At 65.9% G+C, this 22645-nt stretch carries 14 protein-coding genes; 10 read left to right on the top strand and 4 right to left on the bottom strand.

The window, feature by feature from the left end; translation table 11 throughout:
* Positions 1–375 precede the first annotated feature (375 nt).
* Positions 376–1413 (bottom strand): LacI family DNA-binding transcriptional regulator, encoded by a 1038-nt coding sequence (locus tag LJ737_RS21245; RefSeq protein ID WP_227768770.1) that lies wholly within the window; start codon positions 1411–1413, stop codon positions 376–378.
* A gap of 315 nt (positions 1414–1728) precedes the next feature.
* On the opposite strand from LJ737_RS21245, the gene LJ737_RS21240 reads away from it, so the two are divergent.
* From LJ737_RS21240 to LJ737_RS21205, 8 genes are all read left to right on the top strand, one after another.
* Positions 1729–4803 carry a SusC/RagA family TonB-linked outer membrane protein gene (locus LJ737_RS21240; protein WP_227768769.1) on the top strand — a complete coding sequence of 1025 codons (3075 nt, stop codon included), beginning with the start codon at positions 1729–1731 and terminating at the stop codon, positions 4801–4803.
* 105 nt (positions 4804–4908) lie between these two features.
* Positions 4909–6327, top strand: a complete 1419-nt coding sequence (locus LJ737_RS21235; protein WP_227768768.1) for a RagB/SusD family nutrient uptake outer membrane protein — start codon at positions 4909–4911, stop codon at positions 6325–6327.
* Between the two features lie 100 nt (positions 6328–6427).
* The gene (locus tag LJ737_RS21230) at positions 6428–7624 is read left to right on the top strand and encodes an alginate lyase family protein (protein ID WP_227768767.1); all 1197 of its coding nucleotides are present in this window, start codon (positions 6428–6430) and stop codon (positions 7622–7624) included.
* Positions 7625–7675: 51 nt separating this feature from the next.
* Positions 7676–8491 carry an SDR family oxidoreductase gene (locus LJ737_RS21225; protein ID WP_227768766.1) on the top strand — a complete coding sequence of 272 codons (816 nt, stop codon included), beginning with the start codon at positions 7676–7678 and terminating at the stop codon, positions 8489–8491.
* Between the two features lie 102 nt (positions 8492–8593).
* Entirely contained in the window at positions 8594–11062 is a 2469-nt protein-coding gene (locus LJ737_RS21220) for a glycoside hydrolase family 2 TIM barrel-domain containing protein (RefSeq protein WP_227768765.1), read from the top strand.
* A gap of 318 nt (positions 11063–11380) precedes the next feature.
* On the top strand, positions 11381–12598 hold the full coding sequence (locus LJ737_RS21215; RefSeq protein WP_227768764.1) for an alginate lyase family protein: 1218 nt from the start codon (positions 11381–11383) through the stop codon (positions 12596–12598).
* Positions 12599–12690: 92 nt separating this feature from the next.
* Positions 12691–13938: a glycoside hydrolase family 88 protein gene (locus LJ737_RS21210; RefSeq protein WP_227768763.1), complete on the top strand. Its 1248-nt coding sequence runs from the start codon at positions 12691–12693 to the stop codon at positions 13936–13938.
* Positions 13939–14364: 426 nt separating this feature from the next.
* Positions 14365–15528, top strand: a complete 1164-nt coding sequence (locus LJ737_RS21205) for an alginate lyase family protein (protein ID WP_227768762.1) — start codon at positions 14365–14367, stop codon at positions 15526–15528.
* Positions 15529–15688: 160 nt separating this feature from the next.
* Here LJ737_RS21205 and LJ737_RS21200 read toward each other — a convergent pair whose 3' ends face one another.
* On the bottom strand, positions 15689–16639 hold the full coding sequence (locus LJ737_RS21200; protein ID WP_227768761.1) for a ring-cleaving dioxygenase: 951 nt from the start codon (positions 16637–16639) through the stop codon (positions 15689–15691).
* A 139-nt stretch (positions 16640–16778) separates the two neighbouring features.
* Positions 16779–17405, bottom strand: coding sequence for an alpha/beta hydrolase (locus tag LJ737_RS21195; RefSeq protein WP_227768760.1), 627 nt, complete (start codon positions 17403–17405; stop codon positions 16779–16781).
* 403 nt (positions 17406–17808) lie between these two features.
* Here LJ737_RS21195 and LJ737_RS21190 point away from each other — a divergent pair, with 403 nt between their 5' ends.
* Positions 17809–18381 carry a Crp/Fnr family transcriptional regulator gene (locus LJ737_RS21190; RefSeq protein ID WP_227768759.1) on the top strand — a complete coding sequence of 191 codons (573 nt, stop codon included), beginning with the start codon at positions 17809–17811 and terminating at the stop codon, positions 18379–18381.
* A gap of 13 nt (positions 18382–18394) precedes the next feature.
* Here the strand turns inward: LJ737_RS21190 and LJ737_RS21185 are convergent, their stop codons facing one another.
* Complete coding sequence (locus tag LJ737_RS21185; protein ID WP_227768758.1) at positions 18395–19270, bottom strand: helix-turn-helix domain-containing protein; 876 nt, start codon at positions 19268–19270, stop codon at positions 18395–18397.
* A gap of 691 nt (positions 19271–19961) precedes the next feature.
* Here LJ737_RS21185 and LJ737_RS21180 point away from each other — a divergent pair.
* Positions 19962–22487 carry a sigma 54-interacting transcriptional regulator gene (locus tag LJ737_RS21180; RefSeq protein ID WP_227768757.1) on the top strand — a complete coding sequence of 842 codons (2526 nt, stop codon included), beginning with the start codon at positions 19962–19964 and terminating at the stop codon, positions 22485–22487.
* Positions 22488–22645: the final 158 nt, after the last annotated feature.

The raw sequence follows: 22645 nt of genomic DNA, 5'->3' as shown, positions 1-22645 counted from the left end.
CGCTTGTGCGTGACCATCCGGCGGCAACCCGGCCACGCCGCCGGCGAGCCTACCCGCCGCTTGATGCAGGAGGCTCGGCAGGTTGCCACCGCAAGCGACGTCCCGCTCAAGGAAGTGGCCTACCAACTCGGCTTCGACGGCCCGGACATCAGCAAGCTGCTCATGCGCTACACCGGTCCTTTTCTTCAACTTCCACTAGCAGCGCCCGGCCGCCCTCCCCGCCTGCGCCGAAGCGGCCTGATCCGCCGCCCCGCGGTTCTCGACTCGGCCTGTTGCCCGCGCTCCTCTCAGCTCTACCCAGCTCCGGCGCGGGTCCGCCTTGGCGGTTCGCGTTGCCCGTCCGCTACTGCCCAACAATACGCGCCCAGCAGGTTGCTAGGCGCTTTTCACCAATTTGGGCGCCGGAAACGTGGATTCGCGGATGAACAGTTCGGACTTCAGTTCCAAGCTGTGGCCCGACGAGACGGGCACGTTTTTGAGCACGGCTTTGAAGAGCACCTTGGCGGCTTCCTTGCCGATGGCGTAGGCCGGCTGGGTGATGGTGGTCAGCGGCGGGTCGAGCAGGGCGGCAATTTCCAGGTTGGAGAAGCCAATAACGCGCACGTCGTGCGGGATGCGGCGGTTGAGTACCCGGCAAGCTTCGTAGGTGCCCACGGCTAGGCTTTCCACGGCGGCAAAGATGCCGTCGACGCCGGGGCGCTGGTGCAGCAGGTCCTGAATCATCTCCACGTCCTGCTCGCGGCGGCCCTGCGCGTGCAGCACCAGCGAGGGGTCGTAGCGCAGCCCGCCGTCGAGCAGCGCGTCAATGTAGCCCTGCATGCGCCGCCGGCTGATGGAGAGCGTGGGCGCAATGGTCAGGTGCGCCACCGAGCGGCAGCCCACGTCGAGCAGGTGGCGGGTGGCCTTGTAGCCGCTTTCGTAGTCGTCGGTGGTAATCTGGGCGTTGTCGGGGGCCTGGTGCACGCGGTCGAAAAACACCAGCGGAATGCCCCGCTCGCGCAGCATTTCCAGGTGGGTGTCGGTGTAGCTGGTGCTGGCGGCCGAGAGCAGCACCCCGTCGACGCGCCCGCCGGCCAGCAGGCGCACGATGTCCAGCTCGCGCTGGTAGTCCTCGTGGGTGAGGTAGATCAGCACGTGGTAATGGTTGAGCCGGGCCACCTCCTCGATGCCGTTGATGGCCAGCGAGAAGAAGTGGTTGGCTATTTCGGGCACCACCACGCCGATGGTGCCGCTGCGCTGCCGGCGCAGGCTGCTGGCGTAGGGGTTGGGCTCGTAGTTGAGCTTGGCCGCCAGCTCGCGCACCCGGTCCTTGGTGGCCTGCGAGATGTCGTACCGGTCGTTGAGCGCCCGGGACACCGTGGCCACGGAGAGGTTTAGCTCCTGCGCGAGTCTTTTCAGATTCACCGATTTCATGCCTCAAAGTAAGCACGCGTACCGATGTGTATTATTCTGATGCCGTTGCCGGCAAACAACATTCCGAAAAGTGTCACTTTTTACGGGTACCCAGGCGAGCCAAAGAACTTAAATAAAGCTCGTAATCAATGCACACAACATGTTGAATTTCAATTGATAATATTAATAATATCTTACAATACAGAATCCCACAAACAGGCAAAAACAAGCACTTATTCACTGCAAACGTTTACGTAAATAAATTTGCACTCAACCGTTTTAGAAGCGGAGAGTTTGCGGAGATTTCCGGTCCAATTCCCACCAGACCTCCGCGCCATGCAAAAAACCTTTACCCACCTGTTGCTGCCGGCCGCCCTGGCCCTGAGCAGCGTCGCCGCGCACGCCCAGCAGACCCGCTCGGTCACGGGCACCGTGCTCAGCGCCACCGACCGCTCCCCGCTGCCGGGCGTGTCGGTGGTCGTGAAGGGCAGCACCACCGGCACTGTCACCGACGCCGAGGGCCGCTTCAGCCTCGCCGTGCCGGCCGGCGACACCCCCACCCTCGTGCTGTCCTTCGTGGGCTTCGAGCCGACGGAAGTGCGGGCGGGCAACGACGGCAAGATTCCGACCGTGCAGCTCCGGGAGAAAACCACCGAGCTCAACGACGTGGTGGTCGTCGGCTACGGCACCCAGCGCAAGCGCGACCTGACCGGCTCGGTGGCTTCGGTGACGGCCGAGCAGGTGGCCGAGGTGCCCATTGCCCGCGCCGACCAGATTCTGCAGGGCCGGGTGAGCGGGGTGCAGGTGACGCAAACCAACTCCGAACCCGGCGGCACCACCTCCATCCGCATCCGCGGCACCAACTCCATCAACACCGGCAACGAGCCGCTGTTCGTGGTCGACGGCTTCCCCGGCGCGGGCGACCTGAACTCCATCAACCCCTCCGACATCGAGAGCATCGAGATTCTGAAGGACGCTTCGGCCACGGCCATTTACGGCTCCCGCGGAGCCAACGGGGTGGTACTCATCACCACCAAAAAGGGCAAGGCCGGCCGCAACAACATCAACTTCGAGGCCTACACCGGGGTGCAGGTGGTGCGCAACTCCTACGACATGATGACGGCCCGGGAGTTTGGCGACTACCTCAACGAGGTGTACGCCGGCAACGCCACCCTGCCGCAGCCTTACACCCAGGAGCAGCTGGATCAGCTGGGCAAGGGCACCGACTGGCAAAAGGAAATCCTGCGCACGGGCAAGCAGAGCAACTACCAGCTCAGCTTCAACGGCGGCACCGAGGAAGCCCGCTACAACCTGAGCATGAATTACTTCGATCAGGACGGTATCATCCTGAACTCGGGCTTTCAGCGCGGCACGGTGCGGCTGAACCTGGACCGCAAAATCGGCAGCAAGCTCACCTTCGGCTTGTCGAGCCAGGTGGCGGGCACCTTCGAGAAGCGCGCCTTCGTCAACTCCCAGGGCGGCAGCTTCGGCGGGGTGCTGCTCGATGCGCTGCGCATCAGCCCCATCGTGCCGGCCCGCGACGAGTTTGGGGAGCTGACTTACTCCAACTCGCCGCTGCCCTACGTGGAAGACGTGGGCAACCCGCTGGCGTACGCCCTCAAAACCAAGGACCACCGTACCACGGTGCGCGGGCTGTTCAACGCCGCCGGGAGCTACGAAATCGTGAAGGGCCTGACCCTGCGCGTGACCGGCGGCCTGGACTACCGCACCCAGCAAACCGACGTGTTCCGGCCCTCCGACATCTTTTTGGGTAAGCTCACCAACGGCTCGGCGGCCCGCGGCGAGGTGAACCGCTACAGCTGGCTGAACGAAAACACGCTGACCTACGACCGGCAGTTTTCGCCCCAGCACGCCCTGAACGTGGTGGGCGGCCTGACTTTTCAGCGCTTTTACGGCAGCGGCTTCAGCGCCTCCGTGAACAACTTCTTCACCAACTCGCTGGGCTCCGACAACCTGGCGGTGGCGGCCAACATTCTCACGCCCGGCTCCGACCGGTACTACAACTCCCTGATGTCGTACTTCGGGCGCGTCAACTACCGCCTGTTCGAGAAGTACCTCTTCACCGTGACGGTGCGCGCCGACGGCTCCTCGCGCTTCGGGGCCAACTCGAAGTGGGGCTACTTCCCCTCGGCCGCCTTTGCCTACCGCCTCATCGACGAGCCGTTTATGAAGACGGTGGCCGAGCGCGCCGCCATCAGCGACCTGAAGCTGCGCGTGGGTTACGGCGTGACCGGCAACCAGGAAATCGGCAACTTCCAGTCCTTGAAGCGCTACGACGTGGGCGCCTACGCCTCGGGCAGCAGCCGCTTGGTGGGCGTGGTGCCCTTGAACATCGAAAACCCGGACTTGCGCTGGGAGTCGACGGCGGCGGCCAACATCGGCCTGGACCTGGCCTTCGTGCAGAACCGCATCAGCATCACGGCCGACTACTACCAGAAGAAAACCAGCGACTTGCTCTTGCAGGTGTCGGTGCCGCGCAGCACGGGCTACGGCAACATCTACCTGAACGCCGGCGCGGTGCAAAACCGCGGCTTCGAGTTTGCGCTGAACACCACCAACTTCGACGGCGACAAGTTTGACTGGACGACCAACCTGAACTTTTCGCTGAACCGCAACAAGGTGCTCGACCTCAACGGGGAGTACGAGCGGTACGTGGGCTCGTCCTCGTCGAGCCTGTTTGTGGGCGCCGGCCTGGGCCAAACCAGCGTGCTGCGCGTCGGGGAGCCCATCGGCTCGTTCTACGGCTACGTATTCGACGGGCTGTGGCAGTCGGACGAGGAAATCCGGGCCAGCGGCACCCGCACCGTGGTGCGCCCCGGCGACCCGCGCTACCTCGACCTGAACGGCGACGGCACCATCACGGCCCTGGACCGCACCATCATCGGCCGGGCCCAGCCGGACTTCATCTACGGGGTGACCAACAACTTCAAGTACGGCGGCTTCACGCTGAGCGTGTTCGTGCAGGGCGTGCAGGGCTCCGACGTGCTGAACCTGAACCGCTACGAGCTGGAATCGGGCCTGGTGAACACCAACAAGCTGCACTCGGTGGTGAACCGCTGGACGCCCACCAACACCAACACCAACACCACCATTCCGCGGGCCGGCAGCACCATCCGCCGCTCCACCGGCATCGTGAGCGACGTGGTGGAGGACGGCTCCTTCGTGCGCCTGAAAACCGTGACGCTGGGCTACACCCTGCCCAAGTTCAGCAACGTGGTCAAATCGGCCAGCGTGTACGTGACAGCCCAAAACCTGGTGACCTGGACCCACTACTCCGGCTACGACCCGGAGGTCAACTCCTTCGGCCAGGACAACCTGAGCCTGAACACCGACTACAACGCCTACCCGGCCACCCGCACCTTCATTGCCGGCGTGCGCCTGGGCTTCTAAACCCGATGAGTAGCGGACCACGTGCGCCATTGAGCGGGCCCGAAGTTAGTACCCCGACCCGGCCGCTCATCTGCTAACCCGCTCATTCCCAACCTCTGCATTCCCATGAAAAAATACCTACTGCTGCTGGGCCTGGTGTCGCTGAGCCTGGCCTCCTGCGAGAAGTTTCTGGAAGAACAGCCCCAGGATTTCCTGTCGGCCGACAACGTGTACAAGACCGAGGGCGACGCCGTGGCGGGCCTGAACGGGGTGTTCAACTCCTTTCTGCCCCAGACCTATTACGGCCGCACGGCCTGGCAAATCACCGAGCTGCCCGGCGACCTGATTCGCGTGGGCTCGACCACCGACGAGCGGGCCCAACTCTCGCGCTTCATCTACACGTCCACCAACACGGAAATCAACAGCTGGTGGACCAACACCTACCGCATGATCAACCGGGCCAACGACCTGCTGGAGAACGTGCCGGGCGTGGGCATGGACGAGGCGCGCAAAAACGCCATCCTTGGCAACGCCCGCTTCCTGCGCGCCCTGGGCTACTTCGACCTGGTGCGCTGCTTCGGGGAAGTGCCGCTGGTGACGGCCACCGTGAAGGGCCCCGCCGACGAGCTGCGCCCGCCCCGCGCCCCGCTGGCCGCCGTCTACCAGCAGATCATCGACGACTTGACCTTTGCCGAGGCCAACTGCCTGCCCGAAAACCAGATTCCGGCTGGCGAGAAGGGCCGCGTATCCAAGGGCGCCGCCGCCGCACTGCTGGCCAAGGTGTATTTGACCCGCGCCGGCAGCACCGCCGCCCAGGCCAGCGACAACCAAAGTGCCTTGGACGCCTGCAACCGCGTCATCGGCTCGGGGCTGTACCGCCTGCTGCCGGTGTACGGCGACGTGTTCGACCCGGACAAGGAGAACGGCGCGGAGCACATCTTCTCCATCCAGTTTGACTTGCCGCCGAACGTGGGCAGCATCATCGTGCGCCAGTTTTTGCCCTCCCAGCTCAGCGGCCTGGGCACCTTCACGGTGGAGGATGCCCTCGTCAACTCGTACGCTACCAACGACGTGCGTCGGGCCTGGAACATCAGCAACCAGGCCGGCACGACCACCCTGGCGCGCTACTACTTCAACAAGTTCCGCGACCCGAAGCGCATCGTCAACGACGCGCGCACCAACTACCTCATCACCCGCTACGCCGACGTGCTGCTGATGCAGTCGGAGGCCCTGAACAACCTCAATGCGGGCGACCCCAGCAAGCTCACCGGCATCAACGCGGTGCGCGCCCGCGCCGGCCTGGCCGCCCTCACCGGCACCACCACCAAAGACGCCTTCGTGGATTTGCTGGTGAAGGAGCGGGCCTGGGAGCTGTGTCAGGAGGGCCACCGCTTTTTCGACCTGACCCGCCTCAAGCGCCTGCGCGAAGCCGTGCAGGCTGCCAAGCCCACCGTGACCGTCGACCCGAAGTACTACCTGTTCCCGATTCCGCAGCCCGAGCTGCTGCTCAACCCCAACCTGACCCAGAACCCCGGCTTCGATTAGGCGCCTGAACGTCGTGCGTTGCTACAAAAAGAACGTCATGCTGAGCTTGTCGAACCAGAGGTCGGCGCAGCCAAGCATGACCCGGAATACTTTTCAAATCATGTCTAATTTCCTCAAGCCGCTCCACCCGGCCTTCCTCGGCTTGCTCCTGCTGGCGGGCACCGCCGCCGCTGCACCCGCGCCCGCCCCGCTACTCATTGACGCGGCCGAGTTGAGCGCCTACAAAGCGGCCTACCAGCGCGGCAGCGCCGCCGAAGCCCAGGAGGTAAAGGCCTTGCTGAGCCAAGCCGACCAAGCCCTTAAGCGCGGGCCCTACGCCGTCACCAAGAAAGCCCAACTCCCGCCCAGCGGCGACAAGCACGACTTTCTCTCCCAGGCGCCCTATTTCTGGCCCGACCCGAGCAAGCCCGACGGCAAGCCCTACATCCAGAAAGACGGCTTGGTGAACCCGGAAACCAAGGCCATTCCCGACGACCAGGAGCTGAGCGGCCTCTGCCGCGACGTGAAGACCCTGGCCCTGGCCTACTATTTCTCGGCCGACGAGCGGTACGCCGCCCACGCCGCCGGGCTGCTGCGCGCCTTCTTTCTCGACGCCGGCACCCGCATGAACCCCAACCTGAACTTCGGACAGGGCATTCCGGGCACCACCAACGGCCGCAGCTACGGCATCATCCAGACGCGCCACCTGGTGAACGTGCCCGACGCGCTGGCCCTGCTCGGCGGCAGCAAAGCGGTAGATAAAGCCCTGACGGCGGGCGTGCAGGAGTGGTTTCGGCAGTACACCCAGTGGCTGACGACCAGCAAGCTGGGCCGGGAGGAAGCGGCCACCAAGAACAACCACGGCACTTTTTACGACGTGCAGGTGGTCGACTTCGCCCTCTTCACCGGCGACCAGGCTCTGGCCCGCCGCACCCTGGAGCAGCAAAGCCTGCCGCGCGTAGCCCAGCAAATCGGCCCCGACGGCGCGCAGCCGCTGGAGCTGGCCCGCACCCGGCCCTGGAACTACACCGGCATGAACCTGCAGGGCTGGGCCCAGCTGGCCGTGCTGGCCCGCCGCGCCGGCGTCGACCTCTGGCACTACCGCACCGCCGACGGGCGCGGGCTGCAACCGGCCGTGGCCTGGTTTCGGCCCTACCTGCTGCGCGAAAAGCAGATGGACAAAGCCGACGTGACGCCCGCCGGCAACACCCTGGTGCTGTCGGTGTACAGCCGCGCCGGCCGCGAGTACCCCGCGCTGGAGGCCGACAAGATCTTGGCGCTCTACCCCGATTTCAACCGCACGCCCTGGGCCCTGTAACGGCCCTGCTTCCACCAGCGCGCCGCGGCGGCGCGCCCTCTTCCCCAACGCATGAGTCAAGATTTTTCCCTGGCCGGTAAGGTCATCGTCGTCACCGGCGGCACCGGCATCCTCGGGCAGGCCTTTATCGACGCCGTGGCCGAGGCCGGCGCCGCGGTGGGCATCCTGGGGCGCAACGGGGCCGTGGCCCAGCAGCGCGCCGAGGCCATCTGCCGCCGCGGCGGGCAGGCCCTGGCCCTGGTGGCCGACGTGCTCGAAGAAGACCAGCTGCGCGCCGCCTGCCAGCAGGTAATGAGCACCTACGGCCGCATCGACGGCTTGGTCAACGCGGCCGGTGGCAACGCGCCCGACGGCGTACTCGACCCGGCCGCCGACGTGTTTCGGATGAACCTGGCGGGCATGAAGCGGGTGATGGAGCTCAACATCTGGGGCGCGGTGCTGCCCACGCAGGTGTTTGGCGAGGCCCTGGCCCAGTCGGGCGGGGGCAGCATCGTCAACATCTCGTCGATGAACTCCAAGCGGGCCATTACCAAGGTGCTGGGCTACAACATGGGCAAGGCCGCGCTGGACTGCTACAACCAGTGGTTTGCGGTGGAAATGGCCGCCCGCTACGGCGACCAGCTGCGCATGAACGCGCTGGCGCCCGGCTTCTTTCTCACCGAGCAAAACCGCGCCCTGCTCACCAACGCCGACGGCTCCTTCACCGAGCGCGGCGCCAAAGTCATCCGCCAGACCCCGTTTCAGCGCTTCGGCCACCCCGACGAGCTCAAGGGCGCCCTGGTGTGGCTGCTCAGCGACGCCTCGCGCTTCGTCACCGGCTCCATGATTTGCGTCGACGGCGGCTTCTCCATCTACGGCGGCGTGTAGCGGCTTGATGAAGAACGTCATGTCGAGCGAAGTCGAGACATGACGGCCCACGGGGCCGAGAAGTTTAGGATTCGCTGCCGAAGCCTTTCACCCAACACATTCATGCGGAACTCCGCTTTCAAGCTTTTCCTCCTCTTCCTACTGCTGGCGGCAGCCACGGCGGCGCGCAGCCAGCAGACGCAGCGGCTCACGGCCGGCTGGGAGTTCGTGCGCCAGGACCTGGGCGGCGTGTGGGAAGCCGTGCGACCCGTCGGGGCCGGCAACCCCGAGAGCGTGCCGCTGTGGACGCCCGTCACGCTGCCGCACTGCTTCAACGCCCGCGACGCGGTGGACCCGGACGTGAACTACTACCAGGGCCCGGGCTGGTACCGCACTCGGCTCCGCATCCGCAACCCCTACCCCGGCGGCCGCACCCTGCTGCACTTCGAGGGCGCGGGCCAGAAAACCGAGGTGTACCTGCACACCACCAAAGTGGGCAGCCACGTGGGCGGCTACGACGAGTGGACGGTGGACCTCACCCCGGCCCTGGCCGATTTCCAGCGCACCGACGCCTACCAGCAGCAGTTCCAGGGCCAGGTGCCGCTCAGCATCCGCTGCGACAACTCCCGCGACCTGGAGCTGATACCCTCCGACCTCTCCGACTTCAACCTCTACGGCGGCCTCTACCGCTACCTGCGCCTGGAGTACCTGCCCGCCGTGGCTCTGGAGCGCGTGGTGGCCAAAGCCGAAGTGGACGCGGCTGGCAAAACGGGCACGCTGACGGTCCGGGCCACGCTCTACAACCCCGCCGCAGGCGGTGCAACGCCCGTTGCGGTGCGGGTGCTCGACCCGCGCGGCAAGCCGGTAGTGCAGTTCAAGGGCTCCTTGCCGCTGCAAGCGGGTGAGCAGGCCGTGCACCAATTCAAGCTGAACAGCCCGCGGCTTTGGTCGCCCGAAACGCCGCAGCTGTACGCAGTGGAAGTGACGGTGGGCACCGGGGCGCAGGCGTACCGGCAGACCGAGCGCGTCGGGTTCCGGCACATCGAGTTCGTGGAGCGGGGGCCGTTCAAGCTCAACGGGCAGCGCCTGCTGCTGCGCGGCACCCACCGCCACGAGGACCACGCCGGCGTGGCCGCGGCCATGACCGAGCCCCTGATTCGGCAGGAAATGCTGCTGATGAAGCAGATGGGCGTGAATTTCATCCGTCTGGGCCACTACCAACAGTCGCCCATCGTGCTCAGTCTGTGCGACTCGCTGGGCATCCTGGTCTGGGAAGAAATTCCCTGGTGCCGGGGCGGCCTGGGCGGGCCGGTGTACCAGGCGCAGGCCCGGCGCATGCTCCGCAACATGATAGCGCAGCACTACAACCACCCCGCGGTCATCATCTGGGGCCTGGGCAACGAAAACGACTGGCCCGGCGACTTTCCCGAGTTCGACAAGCAGAAAATCCGGGCCTTCATGACCGAGCTCAACGACCTCGCGCACCAGCTCGACCCGGCCCGCTACACCGCCATCCGCCGCTGCGACTTCTGCAAGGACATCGTCGACGTGTACTCGCCCTCCATCTGGGCCGGCTGGTACCGCGGCATCTACACCGACTACAAGGACGCCAGCCGCCGGGAATTCGAGGGCGTCAAGCGGTTTTTGCACGTGGAATGGGGCGGCGACTCGCACGCCGGCCGCCACTCCGAAAACCCCGACAACGCCCTGGCCCACATCGGCCGCGGGCAGGGCGCCGACGAGCGGGCCGGCGACGCTTCGCTGGTGGGCGGCGCGGCCCGCGTATCGAAGGACGGCGACTGGAGCGAATCCTACCTCTGCAACCTCGTCGACTGGCACCTGAAGGAGCAGGAAACCATGCCCTGGCTCAGCGGCGCGGCCTACTGGCCTTTCAAGGACTTCAGCACGCCCGTGCGCCCCGACAACCCCGTGCCCTACATGAACCAGAAGGGCGTGGTGGAACGCGACTTCACGCCCAAGGAAAGCTACTACGTGTTCCAGTCGTACTGGACGACCCGCCCGATGGCCCGCCTCTACGGGCACAGCTGGCCGGTGCGCTGGGGCGAGGCGGGCGAGCTGAAAATGGTGAAAGTGTACTCCAACTGCGCCGAGGCCGAGCTGTTCGTCAACGGCCACAGCTACGGCGTGAAGCAGCGCAACTCCCAGGATTTTCCGGCCGCCGGCCTGCACTGGCAGGTGCCCTTCCAAGCCGGGCCAAACGAGCTGCGCGTGGTGGCCCGCCAGGGCCGGCAGACGGTGACGGATCAGCTGAGCTTCCAGTACCAGACCCAGAAATGGGGCAAGCCGGCCCGGCTCACGCTCACCAAAGTGGCCGACGCCGACGGCTTGACTACGGTGGAAGTCAAGCTCCACGACGCGCAAGGCGTGCTTTGCCTCGACGCCGCCAACTGGGTGAACTTCTCCCTGGCCGGCGCCGGGCAGCTGCTCGACGATTTGGGCACCAGCAGCGGCTCGCGCAAGGTGCAGGCCTACAACGGCCGCGCCCTCATCCGGCTGCGCGCCGCCCAGCCCGGCAAAACCGCCGTGGCCGTGCAGTCGCCGGGCCTGGAACCCGTGCTGCTGACGCTCTGACCACCAACGCCGAACCCGCCGCCGGAACCGCCGGCTGCGCACTGCTGACTAGCAACCCATCGGGTGCCCGCTGCCGCTTCCTGCGTGAGTGAGACAAGCCAAACCGGCTGACGCGACCCGCCGGAGCCGCGGTGCGTGGGAACACCGCCGGCCTGGTCCGTCGCCCCGGCGGCGCGGGCGCCCGATTGGGAGGTAGCCACGGTGCCATTGAAAAAGTCCGCGGGCGCCAGCTGAACGTGGCGTCCTGAATTACTCTTCAAACGATTCCCGCCCGCGCGGGCCAGACTTACCCGGCAAATGCTGCCGCTTCTCTTCGCCATGACCTCCCGCTTGCTTCTGTGCCTGTTCGCTTTGCTGCTGCTCGGCAGCCGCAGCCCGGCCGCGGCCCCGCCCGACCGAAAGCTGGTGCGCCAGACTGCCAAGGTGCTGCGCGCCCACGTGCTGCGCGAAGCCGCCTGGGCCCTGCAGCAGGCGCCCGTCACCGTCACCAGCAGCCACTCGCCGCGCAGCGCCGGAGGCCCGCACGACTTTTTTTCCGAGGGCGACTACTGGTGGCCCGACCCGCAACACCCTACCGGCCCCTACATTCAGCGCGACGGGCTGACCAACCCCGACAACTTCGTGGCCCACCGCCAGGCCATGATTCGCTTCAGCCGCATCGTGGGGGCGCTGGCCGCGGCCTACCAGCTTACCGGCGACGAGCAGTACGTGCGCCACGCCCTCGGGCACCTGCGCGCCTGGTTTCTCGATGCGGGCACGCTGATGAATCCCTCGCTGCTTTACGCCCAGGCCATTCAGGGCCGCTTCACCGGCCGCGGCATCGGTATCATCGACACCATTCAGCTCATGGAAGTGGCGCAGGGGGTGCTAGTGATGCAAGGCGCCCGGGCCTTTGGCGCCGAGGACCTGGCGGGCATCAAGAACTGGTTTGCGCGGTATCTGACCTGGCTCACCACCCACCCGTACGGGCAGGACGAGATGAACGCCCGGAACAACCACGGCACTTGCTGGGTGATGCAAGTGGCCTGCTTTGCCCGCCTGACCGGCAACGCCGAGCTGCTCCAATTCTGCCGCGAGCGGTACAAAACCGTGCTGCTGCCCACCCAGATGGCCGCCAACGGGAGCTTCCCGCTGGAGCTGAAGCGCACCAAGCCCTACGGCTACTCGCTCTTCAACCTCGACGCCATGGCCACCATCTGTCAGATTCTCTCCACCGAGGCGGATGACCTCTGGGCCTTCCAGACCGCCGACGGCCGCGGCATCCGCCGGGGCATAGCCTACCTGCACCCCTTCGTGGCCGACAAAAGCCGCTGGCCCCTGCCGCCCGACGTGATGTACTGGGACAACTGGCCGGTGGCGCCGCCCTTCCTGGTGTTTGGGGCCGTGCAGTTCGGGCAGCAGCCCTGGTTCGAGACCTGGCAGCGCCTCGACCACGCTCCCGAAGTGGAGGAAGTCATCCGCAACCTGCCGGTGCGCCACCCGCTGCTCTGGCTGCCCGCGGTGGCGACCCAACCGCCCGCCCAGGCCGCGCCCTAGCACTGGCTCCGCCCGCGTTACCGCCCGGCTTTCAGCCCCCACCTCCTGCCTCTTCCCCCACTCACCCGATGTTATTTCCCAACTCCACCAATATGAACCGGACTTTGCTACTCCTCGGCCTGGGCCTGACGCTGCTGGCGGCCCCGGCCCGGGCCCAGGATGCCCTGCACAAAAAGGCCCTGAAACTGGCCGAAACCCAGGCCGCGCTGATGCTGCGGGACGTGCCCAAAGCCATTCAGCGCCAGCCCGCGGCGCCCGGCAAGGCCGCGCCGGTGTCGCCGCGCAGCCTCACGCCGGCCGGCGAGCTGGCCGTGGTGCCCTCCCGCGACTGGACCAGCGGGTTCTTTCCCGGCTACCTCTGGCTGCTGAGCGAAGCCACCGGGCAGGAGGCTTGGCGCAGCGCCGCCCGCACGTACTCGGCCCGCATCGAACCCGAGAAAACCAACGGCACCACCCACGACCTGGGCTTCATGGTGTACTGCCCCTTCGGCCAGGGCTACCGCCTCACCCAGGACGCGCACTACCGCGAAGTAATTCTGCAGGCGGCGCGCACGCTCAGCACCCGCTTCTCGCCCGTCACCAAGACGCTGCGCTCCTGGGACCATCACAAGGACAACTGGCAGTACCCGGTCATCATCGACAACATGATGAACCTGGAGCTGCTCTTCGCCGCCACCCGGTTCAGCGGCGACTCCTCGTTCTACCAGCTGGCCGTCACGCACGCCAACACGACCCTGCGCAACCACTTCCGGCCCGACTACAGCTCCTACCACGTCGTCGACTACGACACGGCCACCGGGCAGGTGCGCCGCCGCATGACGCACCAGGGCTTCGCCGACGAATCGGCCTGGGCGCGCGGGCAGGCCTGGGCGCTGTACGGCTTCACCATGTGCTACCGCGAAACCCGCAACCCAGCCTATCTGCGGCAAGCCGAGCACATTGCGGGCTTCATCCTCAACCACCCCAACCTGCCCAAGGACCTGATTCCCTACTGGGACTTCAACGCCCCCGACCTGCCCAACGCCCCACGCGACGCTTCGGCCGGCGCCATCATGGCCTCGGCCCTCTACGAGCTGAGCACCTACAGCCCCGCCAGCGGTCCGCTCTACCGCGACAAGGCCGAGCAGATGGTGCGCAGCCTCGCCAAAAGCTACACCGCCAAGCCCGGCGGCAGCCACGGCTTCCTGCTGCTGCACAGCACTGGTCACAAGCCCGCCAACAGCGAAATCGACGTGCCGCTGATTTACGCCGACTACTACTTCCTCGAAGCCCTGCAGCGCCGCAAGAACCTGGCCGCCGGCGCCAAGGTGCTCGACACCGGCAGCCAGGCCAAGCTGTAGCGTAGGGCGGTCTTAAGTTCGAGCTGAAGCCCCCTGTCCTGCTGAGCGCAGCGGACCGAGGGAAGGCGCAGCCAAGGACATTCCTCTAAGCTTGCACCAACTAAGAAGCGCAGCTACTACCGCCCAATCGTGTGGGGCAAGGTGGCTGCGCTTGGTCGTTTAGCGGATTAGCATTTGCTCATTGGCATTAGCGGCGGTGCTGGGCGCGAGGGAGGCGCTTCGTTTGGGCTCGGGATGACAGCGCCCAAAAAGACGAGCAGAATTGAACAAATCAGCTTTCGACACCTGATGCGCAATGTTCCTCCAGCGTAAACGATTACGCGAATAAAGCCGGTGATTCAGGCACCAATGGCCTGAAAAAGCCCGAATTTCCCTTTGCGCTTTCCGGACAACCGCCCTTCACGCATTCCCAATCCCACCACAACCATGATGCACATTTCCATGCTCACCCGCTTGTCCCGCCTGGGACTGGCCCTGACTTTTGTTGCCCTCTCGGGCTGCCAGAAGAATGACGCGGCGAAGCCCGAGGAGGCCCTGAGCAGCACCGCCGATTCCACCATCACCACTTTCGTGCACCCCGGCGTGGTCAACAGCCGCGCCAGCCTCGATCTGATTGCCGCCCAGGTCAACGGGGGCGACGCCACCCGCACGGGCGGCTACAACAAAGTGGTCGACTACATGAACCAGTACGCGGTGCCTACCTCCTTCCCGAGCGTGGTGTACGCGGTGGGCAGCGGCGGCAGCCCCACCGAAGACCAGATCCGGCGCGACGCCATCTTGGCCTACGCTTGTGCCCTGCGCTGGGTGAAAACCGGCAACGCCACTTACGCCGGGCAGGCCAAGCAGATTTTGAACGGCTACGCCTACAACTTCCAGCGCTACGACACCGCGCCCAAGCCCGACGGCAGCCCCACGGAGTTTCGGCAGACCTACCTGGAAGCCGCCTGGGTGGCCCCGTCGTTCGTGGCCGCCGGCGAAATCATCCGCTACTACCAGGTCAACGGCACGGGGGCGGGCTGGTCGAGCACCGACATCAACAAGTTCTCGGACTTCCTCAACAACCTGAAAAACAACTACGTCAACAACATTCCCGGCGCCATCGGCGACATCAACAACTGGCAGGCCTCCTACTGCTACGCCAAAATGGCCCTGGGCGTGTGGTTCAACAGCACCACCGTGTACGATTCGGGCTACGACTACCTGCTGCAGATCATGCCCCAGCTGACCTACTCCGACGGCGCCCTGAAGGAGCAGCGCGACCGGGACTGCGTGCATCCGCAGTACACGCTCTGCGCCATGGTGTACGCCGCCGAAACGGCCCGCATCCAGGGCAATACGGCTCTGTACGCGGCTCAAAACGAGCAGATTCGCCGCAACTTCGAGAAGTTCGAGGACGCGGCGGCCGGCAACTACACCCGCAACTGCTCGGGCAGCCAGATTTTCCCCGGCGTGGAAACGGCCTACAACTACTACCGCACCGCCAAGCTGGCCTCCCTGCGCAACCGCCAGGCCCCCTACGGCGCCCCCGGCGACAAAACTTTCCTAGGCTTCACCACCTTCACCCACTGGAACATCGGCTCCGTACGGTAGGCCGAAACCCGAAGCAACGCGAAAGGCCGCGCACCTGCTGGGTGCGCGGCCTTTTTGCTGTTTCACAGGTCATGAAACAGCGGGGAACAGCGTACAACCGCAGCGTCCATGGTTGCGCTGGCGTAGCTCGCCAGGACGGGCTGGTTTCCCCCTTCTGCTCCTACCGCACCAGCGGCGCCGGGATGGGCGGCAGGTGGGCCTCCAACTGGGCGCGCAGGTGCTCGTGCTGCTTGGGCAGCTTCAGGCCGGTTCCCAGCTCGGCCAGCGGCTCGTCGACGGTGAAACCGGGGTTGTCGGTGGCAATTTCGAAGAGCACGCCGCCCGGCTCGCGGAAGTACACCGAGTGGAAGTAGTCCCGGTCGATTTGCGGCGTGGGCTGCAGGCCTTTGGCGAGCAGCTTCTGGCGGAAATGCAACTCGGCCGCGTCGTCCGGCACGCGGAAGGCAATGTGGTGCACCGAGCCGCCGGCCGTCACGCTGCGGGCCTCGCCGGGCGCCTCCACCAGGTCGATGAAGTTGGCGGTGGGCACCGCGTCGGTGGCGAAGCGGTAGCGGTTCACGTGCTGCTCCGCCAAGCGGTAGCCGAACACGTCGGTGAGCACCTCCGCGGTGGCTTTGATATTGGCCAGCGTGAGCGTGACGGTGTGGAAGCCGCGCGTGGCCACGTCGGCGCCCACGTCGGCGGTGGTCCAGGGCGTGCGCGGGTCGGCGGTTTTCGGCACGATGAGCTCGAATTTCAGCCCGTCCGGGTCGAGGAAGGTCAGGTACTGCTCGCCGAACTTCTCGGCGGGCTTGTTGTAGATAATGCCGCGCTGCTCGAAGCGCTGCAGCCAGAACTCCAGGCTGCCCGCGGGCACGGCATAGCCGATTTCGGTGGCCTGCCCGGTGCCGCGCCGGCCCGGCGTGATATGTTCCCAGGGGAAGAACGTGAGAATGGTGCCCGCCGAGCCGGTTTCGTCGCCGAAGTAGAAGTGGTAGGTGCCCGGGTCGTCGAAGTTGACGGTTTTCTTCAAAAAGCGCAGGCCCAGCACCTGGGAGTAGAAGTCGAAGTTGCGGCGGGCCTGGCCGGCAATGGCCGTGACGTGGTGCAGGCCCAGAATGCGAGGTTCCATAGCGGTAAAAATGAGAAGTTGAAAAAGGGAGGAACGCGCCCGGTGGAGCGCCGGGTGGCGGCGCCCTGAGCAGGCCGGTCATCGGTAATGGGTCGGCGACGTGGAGGCCTCAGACCACCGGGGCGGTAACCGCCCGCAGCTACGGGGCCGCGTCGAACAGCAGCCGGTTGGCTTCCCCGATTTCTTGGGCGGTGATGGTGTGGCCCATGTTCGGGTAAATCTGCTCGGTGACGGCGGCACCCAGGCCGCGCAGCAACTGGGCGGAGGCGCGCACCCGCTCGGCGGGCACGTGCGGGTCCGGGTCGCTGCTGCCGAGGTAGATGGGCGTGCCGGAAAAGTCGCCGGTGTAATTGGCGGGGTAAAGCTGGTCGCCGATGAGGCCGCCGGTGAAGGCAGCCACACCGCCGTAGCGGGCCGCGTGCCGGGCCACGTATTCCAGCGTGAGGCAGGCGCCCTGCGAGAAGCCCAGCAAGTAGATGCGCTCCTTCCGAATGTTGTGCCGCTCGGCTTCGGCCACGGCCCGGCCCACGGCCACCAGCGCGTCGCTCAGCCAGGGCTCGTTTTGGGCGGGCGGGGCCAGAAAAGAAAACGGATACCACGTATGTTGGGTGGCCTGGGGCGCGAGCAGGGCAAAATCGGCCACGTGCAGGTGCTGGGCCAGCGACAGGATATCGGCCGCGCTGCCGCCCCGGCCGTGGAGCAAAATGAGGGCCTGGGCGGCGGAATCCAGCGGCCGGCCGGCGCTGCGGATGGGTTCTTGGTGCATGGAAAACGAAGTGGGGAAACGGGGTTCAGAGCCTAAACCGGCTGGCGCGCCAGTTGATTAACCTCCGGAGGGGCGGCGGGCAGCGCCGGACGGCACCCGGCCCCTGCGCGACCCGCTCCACGCCGTGGCCGAAGGCACCGGCCAGGAGTTTGTCGCCGCCTGCGCCGCCATCAAGGCCAAGCAGCTGACTCAGTGTGCATAATCCCGCTGCCGGGCCGGCGGGTTTGGCGTCGGGCCGGCGGTTTTTTGGGCCACTGCTGGTGGCTGAGCAACCCGCTCCGACGAACCTCACCAGCCCAGAATGCCTCCGGCTACCGGCATCAGTGCTGGTGCAAACTCGGCGGCTAACGCCCGGGACTAGCGCAAAAGCTATTTATTTGCGCTGGCCCCGGGCGTTGCTGTTATGTTTGATGTGTTTGCGAAATACCTGCTGAGCAAGGCGGACTTCACGCCCGCCGAGTTGCAGCGCATCGAGGCCGTGAGCCAGCTCAAGGCCCTGCGCAAACGCGAGGTGCTGCTGCGGGCCGGCGACGTGTGGACGTACAACGCCTTCGTGACCCACGGCGGCCTGCGCACCTACGCCACCGACGCCAAGGGCGCGGAGCACATCATCAACTTTTCGGTGGAAAACTGGTGGGCGGGCGACCAGCAAAGCCTGGCGTCGGGCGAACCGGCCCGCTACACCATCGAGGCCATCGAGCCCTCCACGGTCCTGCTCATCCACAAGCAGGACTTCGACGAGCTGCGCCGGGCGCTGCCGGTGTTCGATCAGGTCATCAACACCATCATCTACCGCAGCCTGACGGCCTCGCAGAACCGCATTCACGCGGCCATCAGCTACTCGGCCGAGGAGAAATACCGGGCGTTTTTGCAGCAGTTTCCCGGGTTTGCCTTGCGCCTTCCCCAGCACATGGTGGCCTCCTACCTGGGCATGACCACCGAAACTCTGAGTCGCGTCCGGCGCAACATGCAGTAAGCGCGGCGGCTGCTCAGGCCGGCACACCGGGCAGGCGCCGGGCACCGGCCGCGCGGCGGTACTGCTGGGGGGCCAGGCTGGTGGTATTCTTGAAAAAGCGGCTGAAGTAGTACGGGTCGTTGAAGCCCAGGGCAAACGCAATTTCCTTGACCGATTTGTTGGTCCAAAAGAGCAGGCGCTTGGCTTCCAGCACAATGCGCGCCTGAATGACTTCCGTCAGGGTGCGGCGGTAATGCACGCGCACCAGCTTGGCCAAGGTCTTGGGAGTCAGGTTGAGCAGGTCGGCGTAGTCGGCGGAGGTATGCTTCTGGTGGTAGTGCTGCTCAATCAGCTTTTCGAGCTGCTGGAGCACGAGCGGCACCGGGCTTCCGCACCAGGTGGCCGCCACTTGCTCCTGCCGGAGCCGGGACGCGCGGATGAGCAGGATGCGCAGGTAAGCCCGCAGCATGTCGTCCTGGGCCAGGGCTGGCCGGAGCAGCTCCTCCCGCAACATGGCTACTACGTGGGCCAAAGCGGCCTCCGCCGCCGCATCGACGTGCAACACCACCGGACCGGCGGCCGCGCGGAACAGCAGCTCGGAGTCATCGGCGGCGCCGCTCTCCGGGCAACAGAAATCCAGGCCGAAGTGCAGGGCCACCCCGCGCAGGGTCGTGCCCTCGGCGGGCAAGAGCCGAAACGGCTGATGGGGCGGGCAAAACAGCAGCGTGCGGGCGGCAAACGGCGCGGCACCCGCGGCCATTTCGCAGCGGCCGGCGCCCTCCCGAATCCAGAGCACGGAATGCGCGGGCTGGTGCTGCCACTGCTGGCAGTCGGCGGGGAGGCCTAGCTCGCGCAGCTGAAACAACTGATTATCATGGCGCAGAGCAGCCAGCGGAAGAAGCATGGTCATGAGCGGTGCCGATGAATTGGGCTGTTGTCCCCGCGGAATCGGGTTGTTCAGCGCCTCGGTCAGGAACGAGTAAGGGTTGACGGCGGCACGAACAGCCGCGGCCGGCAGCATTGCTCCCCCGCAGCATGGGGCGCGGGCCGGCGGGTCGCCCGCCGGAGCCCTGCCCCTCAATCTGCTGACCAGGCCTTGCTGCTGTGGGGGTGTCATCATAACGTCGTTGGCTTTGCCGTGCGGCCACTCCAGACGAGCTTTCTAGCTTCTGAGCGGGGCAGCGGCCGTCGGCTACCCACTGCGAAAGGTGCCCTAGCCGGTCTAATAGCGGGGCAGGTGCGGGTATCCGAAAAAGATGCCAGCTTGGTTGCGGAGCTGATAATCAACCCTAAAAAAGCTCCCATCACGGGAAAAACCTGGTTTGGGCGTTGCGGCCAAGCTCCTGCCCCGGCAGCACCCGCAGCCCTACCCTCCACCCGAATGGAGGACGGGCGCAATGCCCTCCACGAGGCTGGAGGTATTACTATCCAACAAGTTATATATCGGTATATTGAGCCAAGGTAGCGCGGCAGTTGTTGCGAATGACAGTGGAGTAAGCCGCGCCTACCCTGCCATTCGCGCCCGCGGCATTCCGGCCCGCTCGTTGCCCGCCGTCGGCGGTTTGCCGTGAGGGCTCGTCTTCGTGTTATCATCCCCGGCCATGCCTGCTCCCGCGCCTCTCCTGCCTGGCCCTGCCCTGCCCACCATCCTGCTTGCCACCGGCGACCCGACCCTGGCCCAAGAGCTGCGGCAGCTGCTGGCGCCGGCCGGCTACCGCGTGCGCGGCCCCGCCGCCACCGAGGCCGAGGTGCTGCCCCTCATCCGAAGCAACCGCCCGGCGCTGGTGTTGCTGGACCTGCTGCTGGCGGGTCCGCCGGCTCCCCTGGCCCTGGCCGCGCAGCTCCACGAGCTCGACGTGCCCTTCGTGTACTTGGTGGCCGATGCGGATGGTGGCCTGACGCCGGAAACGCAAGCCACGCAGCCGGCCGGGTGCATCACCCACCCCTGCCGCCGGCAGGACGTGCTGACCACGCTCGAACTGGCCTGGTACCGGCACACGCACGGCCCGGCGGCGCGCGGGCAGCAGGAGCAACAGCTTCAAATTGCCTTGACCGATGCCCTGTCCGGGGCGGGCACCTGGGAAGCGCGGCTGCTGCAGGTTGCCAAGCTGCTGCGGCCGCACGTGCCCTTCGACTACCTGATTCTGGGCCTGAAAAACGACCACAGCGCCAACGTGTTCCGGGCCTGCGCCTTCCTGCAAACCGGGCCCGACACCTACCAAACCATCTGGCTGCGCGAGTTTCTGCAAGCGGCCCGGCTGACCTGGGACGACGCCATGCAGGTGCTCGACGCCAACCCCTACGACGCGCCCACCCTCAGCAACGGGGACGACTTTGCGCAGGCCTGCCGCCACAACCCGCTTAAGCGCCTGCTGGCCGCGAGCTATCAGCTGCAGTCCAACCTGATGATACCGCTCAAAACGGCCCAGCACGGCACGTTTTTCTTTTCCTTTTACAGCGCCCAGCCGGCCAGCTACCGGCCCGAGCACCTGCACCTGCTCGAACGCCTGCAACCCTCGCTGGCCCTGACGCTGGATCGGCTGATGGCCTTCGAGGAAATAGAGGCCCAAAAGCAGGTCACGGCGGCGGAACTGGCCATCATCCAGGCATTTACCCGCGGGCAGCCTTACGCGGCCACCATCGAACAGGTGGCGGTGGTCATCGACGGGCTCATTCCCTGCGACCTGCTCAGCGTGTACCGCGCCGGCATGCGGCTCGAGGGCTCGGTGATGGACGTGACGTTCGTCAAGCAAGCCGGCGCGTTTGCCCCGTTTGCGCTGATCGACTTGCTGCCCCAGCCCGAGGACCAACCGCAGTGGCAGCGCAAGCTCGACGAAATATCGGCCGTATTCGGGCGCGCCGGGCTGTACGTGGGCGAGTCGTACGCGCAGCTGGCGCACCAAAACGAGGTGACCAGGTTTTACAGCAACTCGCTCGGCCTGCACTCGTGCGTGATTGTGCCCATCGTCATCAAAGGCCAACCCATGGCGTCGCTGGTGCTGGCCAGCCGGCAGGCCTACGGCTTTTCCCAACAGGACTTCCAGCTTTTCCAGCGGCTCGGCCTGCAAATGGCGCTGGGCTTCGAAAATCACCTGGCCTTTGAGCGCATCGAAGGCCTGCGCCAGCAGTTGGAGCTGGAAAACAGCTACCTGCTGGAAGAAGTAAAAACCAAAGCCGACTTCGAACAGATCATCGGCAGCAGCCCGCTGCTCCAGCACGTGTTCCGAAGCGTGGGCCAGGTGGCGCCCACCGACTACACGGTGCTGCTGCTGGGTGAAACCGGGACCGGCAAGGAGCTGATTGCCCGGGCCGTGCACAACCGCTCGGCGCGCAAGGGCAAGCCCCTGATCAAAATCAACTGCGCCACGCTGCCCCCGCAGCTGATTGAGTCGGAGCTGTTCGGTCACGAAAAAGGCAGCTTTACCGGCGCCACCGAGCAGCGCATCGGCAAGTTTGAGCTGGCCAACGGCGGCACCATTTTCCTCGACGAAATCGGGGAGCTGCCGCTGGAGCTGCAGCCCAAACTGCTGCGGGTGCTGCAGGAAAAGGAGTTTGAGCGCATCGGCGGCAAACGCCAGCTGACCAGCGACGTGCGCATCATCGCGGCTACCAACCGCAATCTGCAGCAGGAAGTGGCCGCCGGCCGCTTCCGCGCCGACCTCTACTACCGGCTCCACGTGTTTCCCATCACCATGCCTGCCCTGCGCGAGCGGCTGGAAGACCTGCAGCCCCTGGCCGCCTATTTCCTGCGCAAAATTGCCAAGCAGCTGGGCAAGCCGCTGACCGGCCTCTCGGTTGATTCGCTGCGCCAAATGCTGGCCTACCACTGGCCGGGCAACGTGCGGGAGTTGGAGCATTTGCTGGAGCGCGCCGCCATCATGGCCACTTCTCCGGTGGTGTCGTTGGTCGAGCCGCTGGGCGCGGTGGCCGCAGCGCCGGCCTCGCCGGCCGCTGGCATCAAATCCTTTGAGCAGGCCGAGCGCGACAACCTGCTCGCGGCGCTGGAACTGACTCACTACCGCATCCGGGGCGCGGCGGGGGCCGCCGCGCTGCTGCAGCTCAAGCCCACGACCCTGGAAGCCAAAATGGCGCGCCACGGCATCGTGCGCCATCCGCCAGCGCCCTAGCTCAGCCCCGCTTCGCACGGAGCGCCCCGGTCGGTCCCGGTTCCCGCTAGCTTAAACCACCGCGGCCAGCGCCGGCTACGCCGGTGTTCGGCGCCCAATTGTCTATGCAATAGCGCCAATTATCCATTTTCCGCCCCGGCAACTACGGCCACCTTTAC

This window comes from Hymenobacter sp. 15J16-1T3B, from assembly GCF_020711235.1.
Taxonomy (GTDB): domain Bacteria; phylum Bacteroidota; class Bacteroidia; order Cytophagales; family Hymenobacteraceae; genus Solirubrum.
This window is presented reverse-complemented; position numbering and strand designations above follow the sequence as displayed.

Bases quoted from the DNA above. Each gene is read 5' to 3' on its own strand.
- LJ737_RS21245 (WP_227768770.1), bottom strand. From the start codon at position 1,413: ATGAAATCGGTGAATCTGAAAAGACTCGCGCAGGAGCTAAACCTCTCC.
- LJ737_RS21240 (WP_227768769.1), top strand. From the start codon at position 1,729: ATGCAAAAAACCTTTACCCACCTGTTGCTGCCGGCCGCCCTGGCCCTG.
- LJ737_RS21235 (WP_227768768.1), top strand. From the start codon at position 4,909: ATGAAAAAATACCTACTGCTGCTGGGCCTGGTGTCGCTGAGCCTGGCC.
- LJ737_RS21230 (WP_227768767.1), top strand. From the start codon at position 6,428: ATGTCTAATTTCCTCAAGCCGCTCCACCCGGCCTTCCTCGGCTTGCTC.
- LJ737_RS21225 (WP_227768766.1), top strand. From the start codon at position 7,676: ATGAGTCAAGATTTTTCCCTGGCCGGTAAGGTCATCGTCGTCACCGGC.
- LJ737_RS21220 (WP_227768765.1), top strand. From the start codon at position 8,594: ATGCGGAACTCCGCTTTCAAGCTTTTCCTCCTCTTCCTACTGCTGGCG.
- LJ737_RS21215 (WP_227768764.1), top strand. From the start codon at position 11,381: ATGACCTCCCGCTTGCTTCTGTGCCTGTTCGCTTTGCTGCTGCTCGGC.
- LJ737_RS21210 (WP_227768763.1), top strand. From the start codon at position 12,691: ATGAACCGGACTTTGCTACTCCTCGGCCTGGGCCTGACGCTGCTGGCG.
- LJ737_RS21205 (WP_227768762.1), top strand. From the start codon at position 14,365: ATGATGCACATTTCCATGCTCACCCGCTTGTCCCGCCTGGGACTGGCC.
- LJ737_RS21200 (WP_227768761.1), bottom strand. From the start codon at position 16,639: ATGGAACCTCGCATTCTGGGCCTGCACCACGTCACGGCCATTGCCGGC.
- LJ737_RS21195 (WP_227768760.1), bottom strand. From the start codon at position 17,405: ATGCACCAAGAACCCATCCGCAGCGCCGGCCGGCCGCTGGATTCCGCC.
- LJ737_RS21190 (WP_227768759.1), top strand. From the start codon at position 17,809: ATGTTTGATGTGTTTGCGAAATACCTGCTGAGCAAGGCGGACTTCACG.
- LJ737_RS21185 (WP_227768758.1), bottom strand. From the start codon at position 19,270: ATGACCATGCTTCTTCCGCTGGCTGCTCTGCGCCATGATAATCAGTTG.
- LJ737_RS21180 (WP_227768757.1), top strand. From the start codon at position 19,962: ATGCCTGCTCCCGCGCCTCTCCTGCCTGGCCCTGCCCTGCCCACCATC.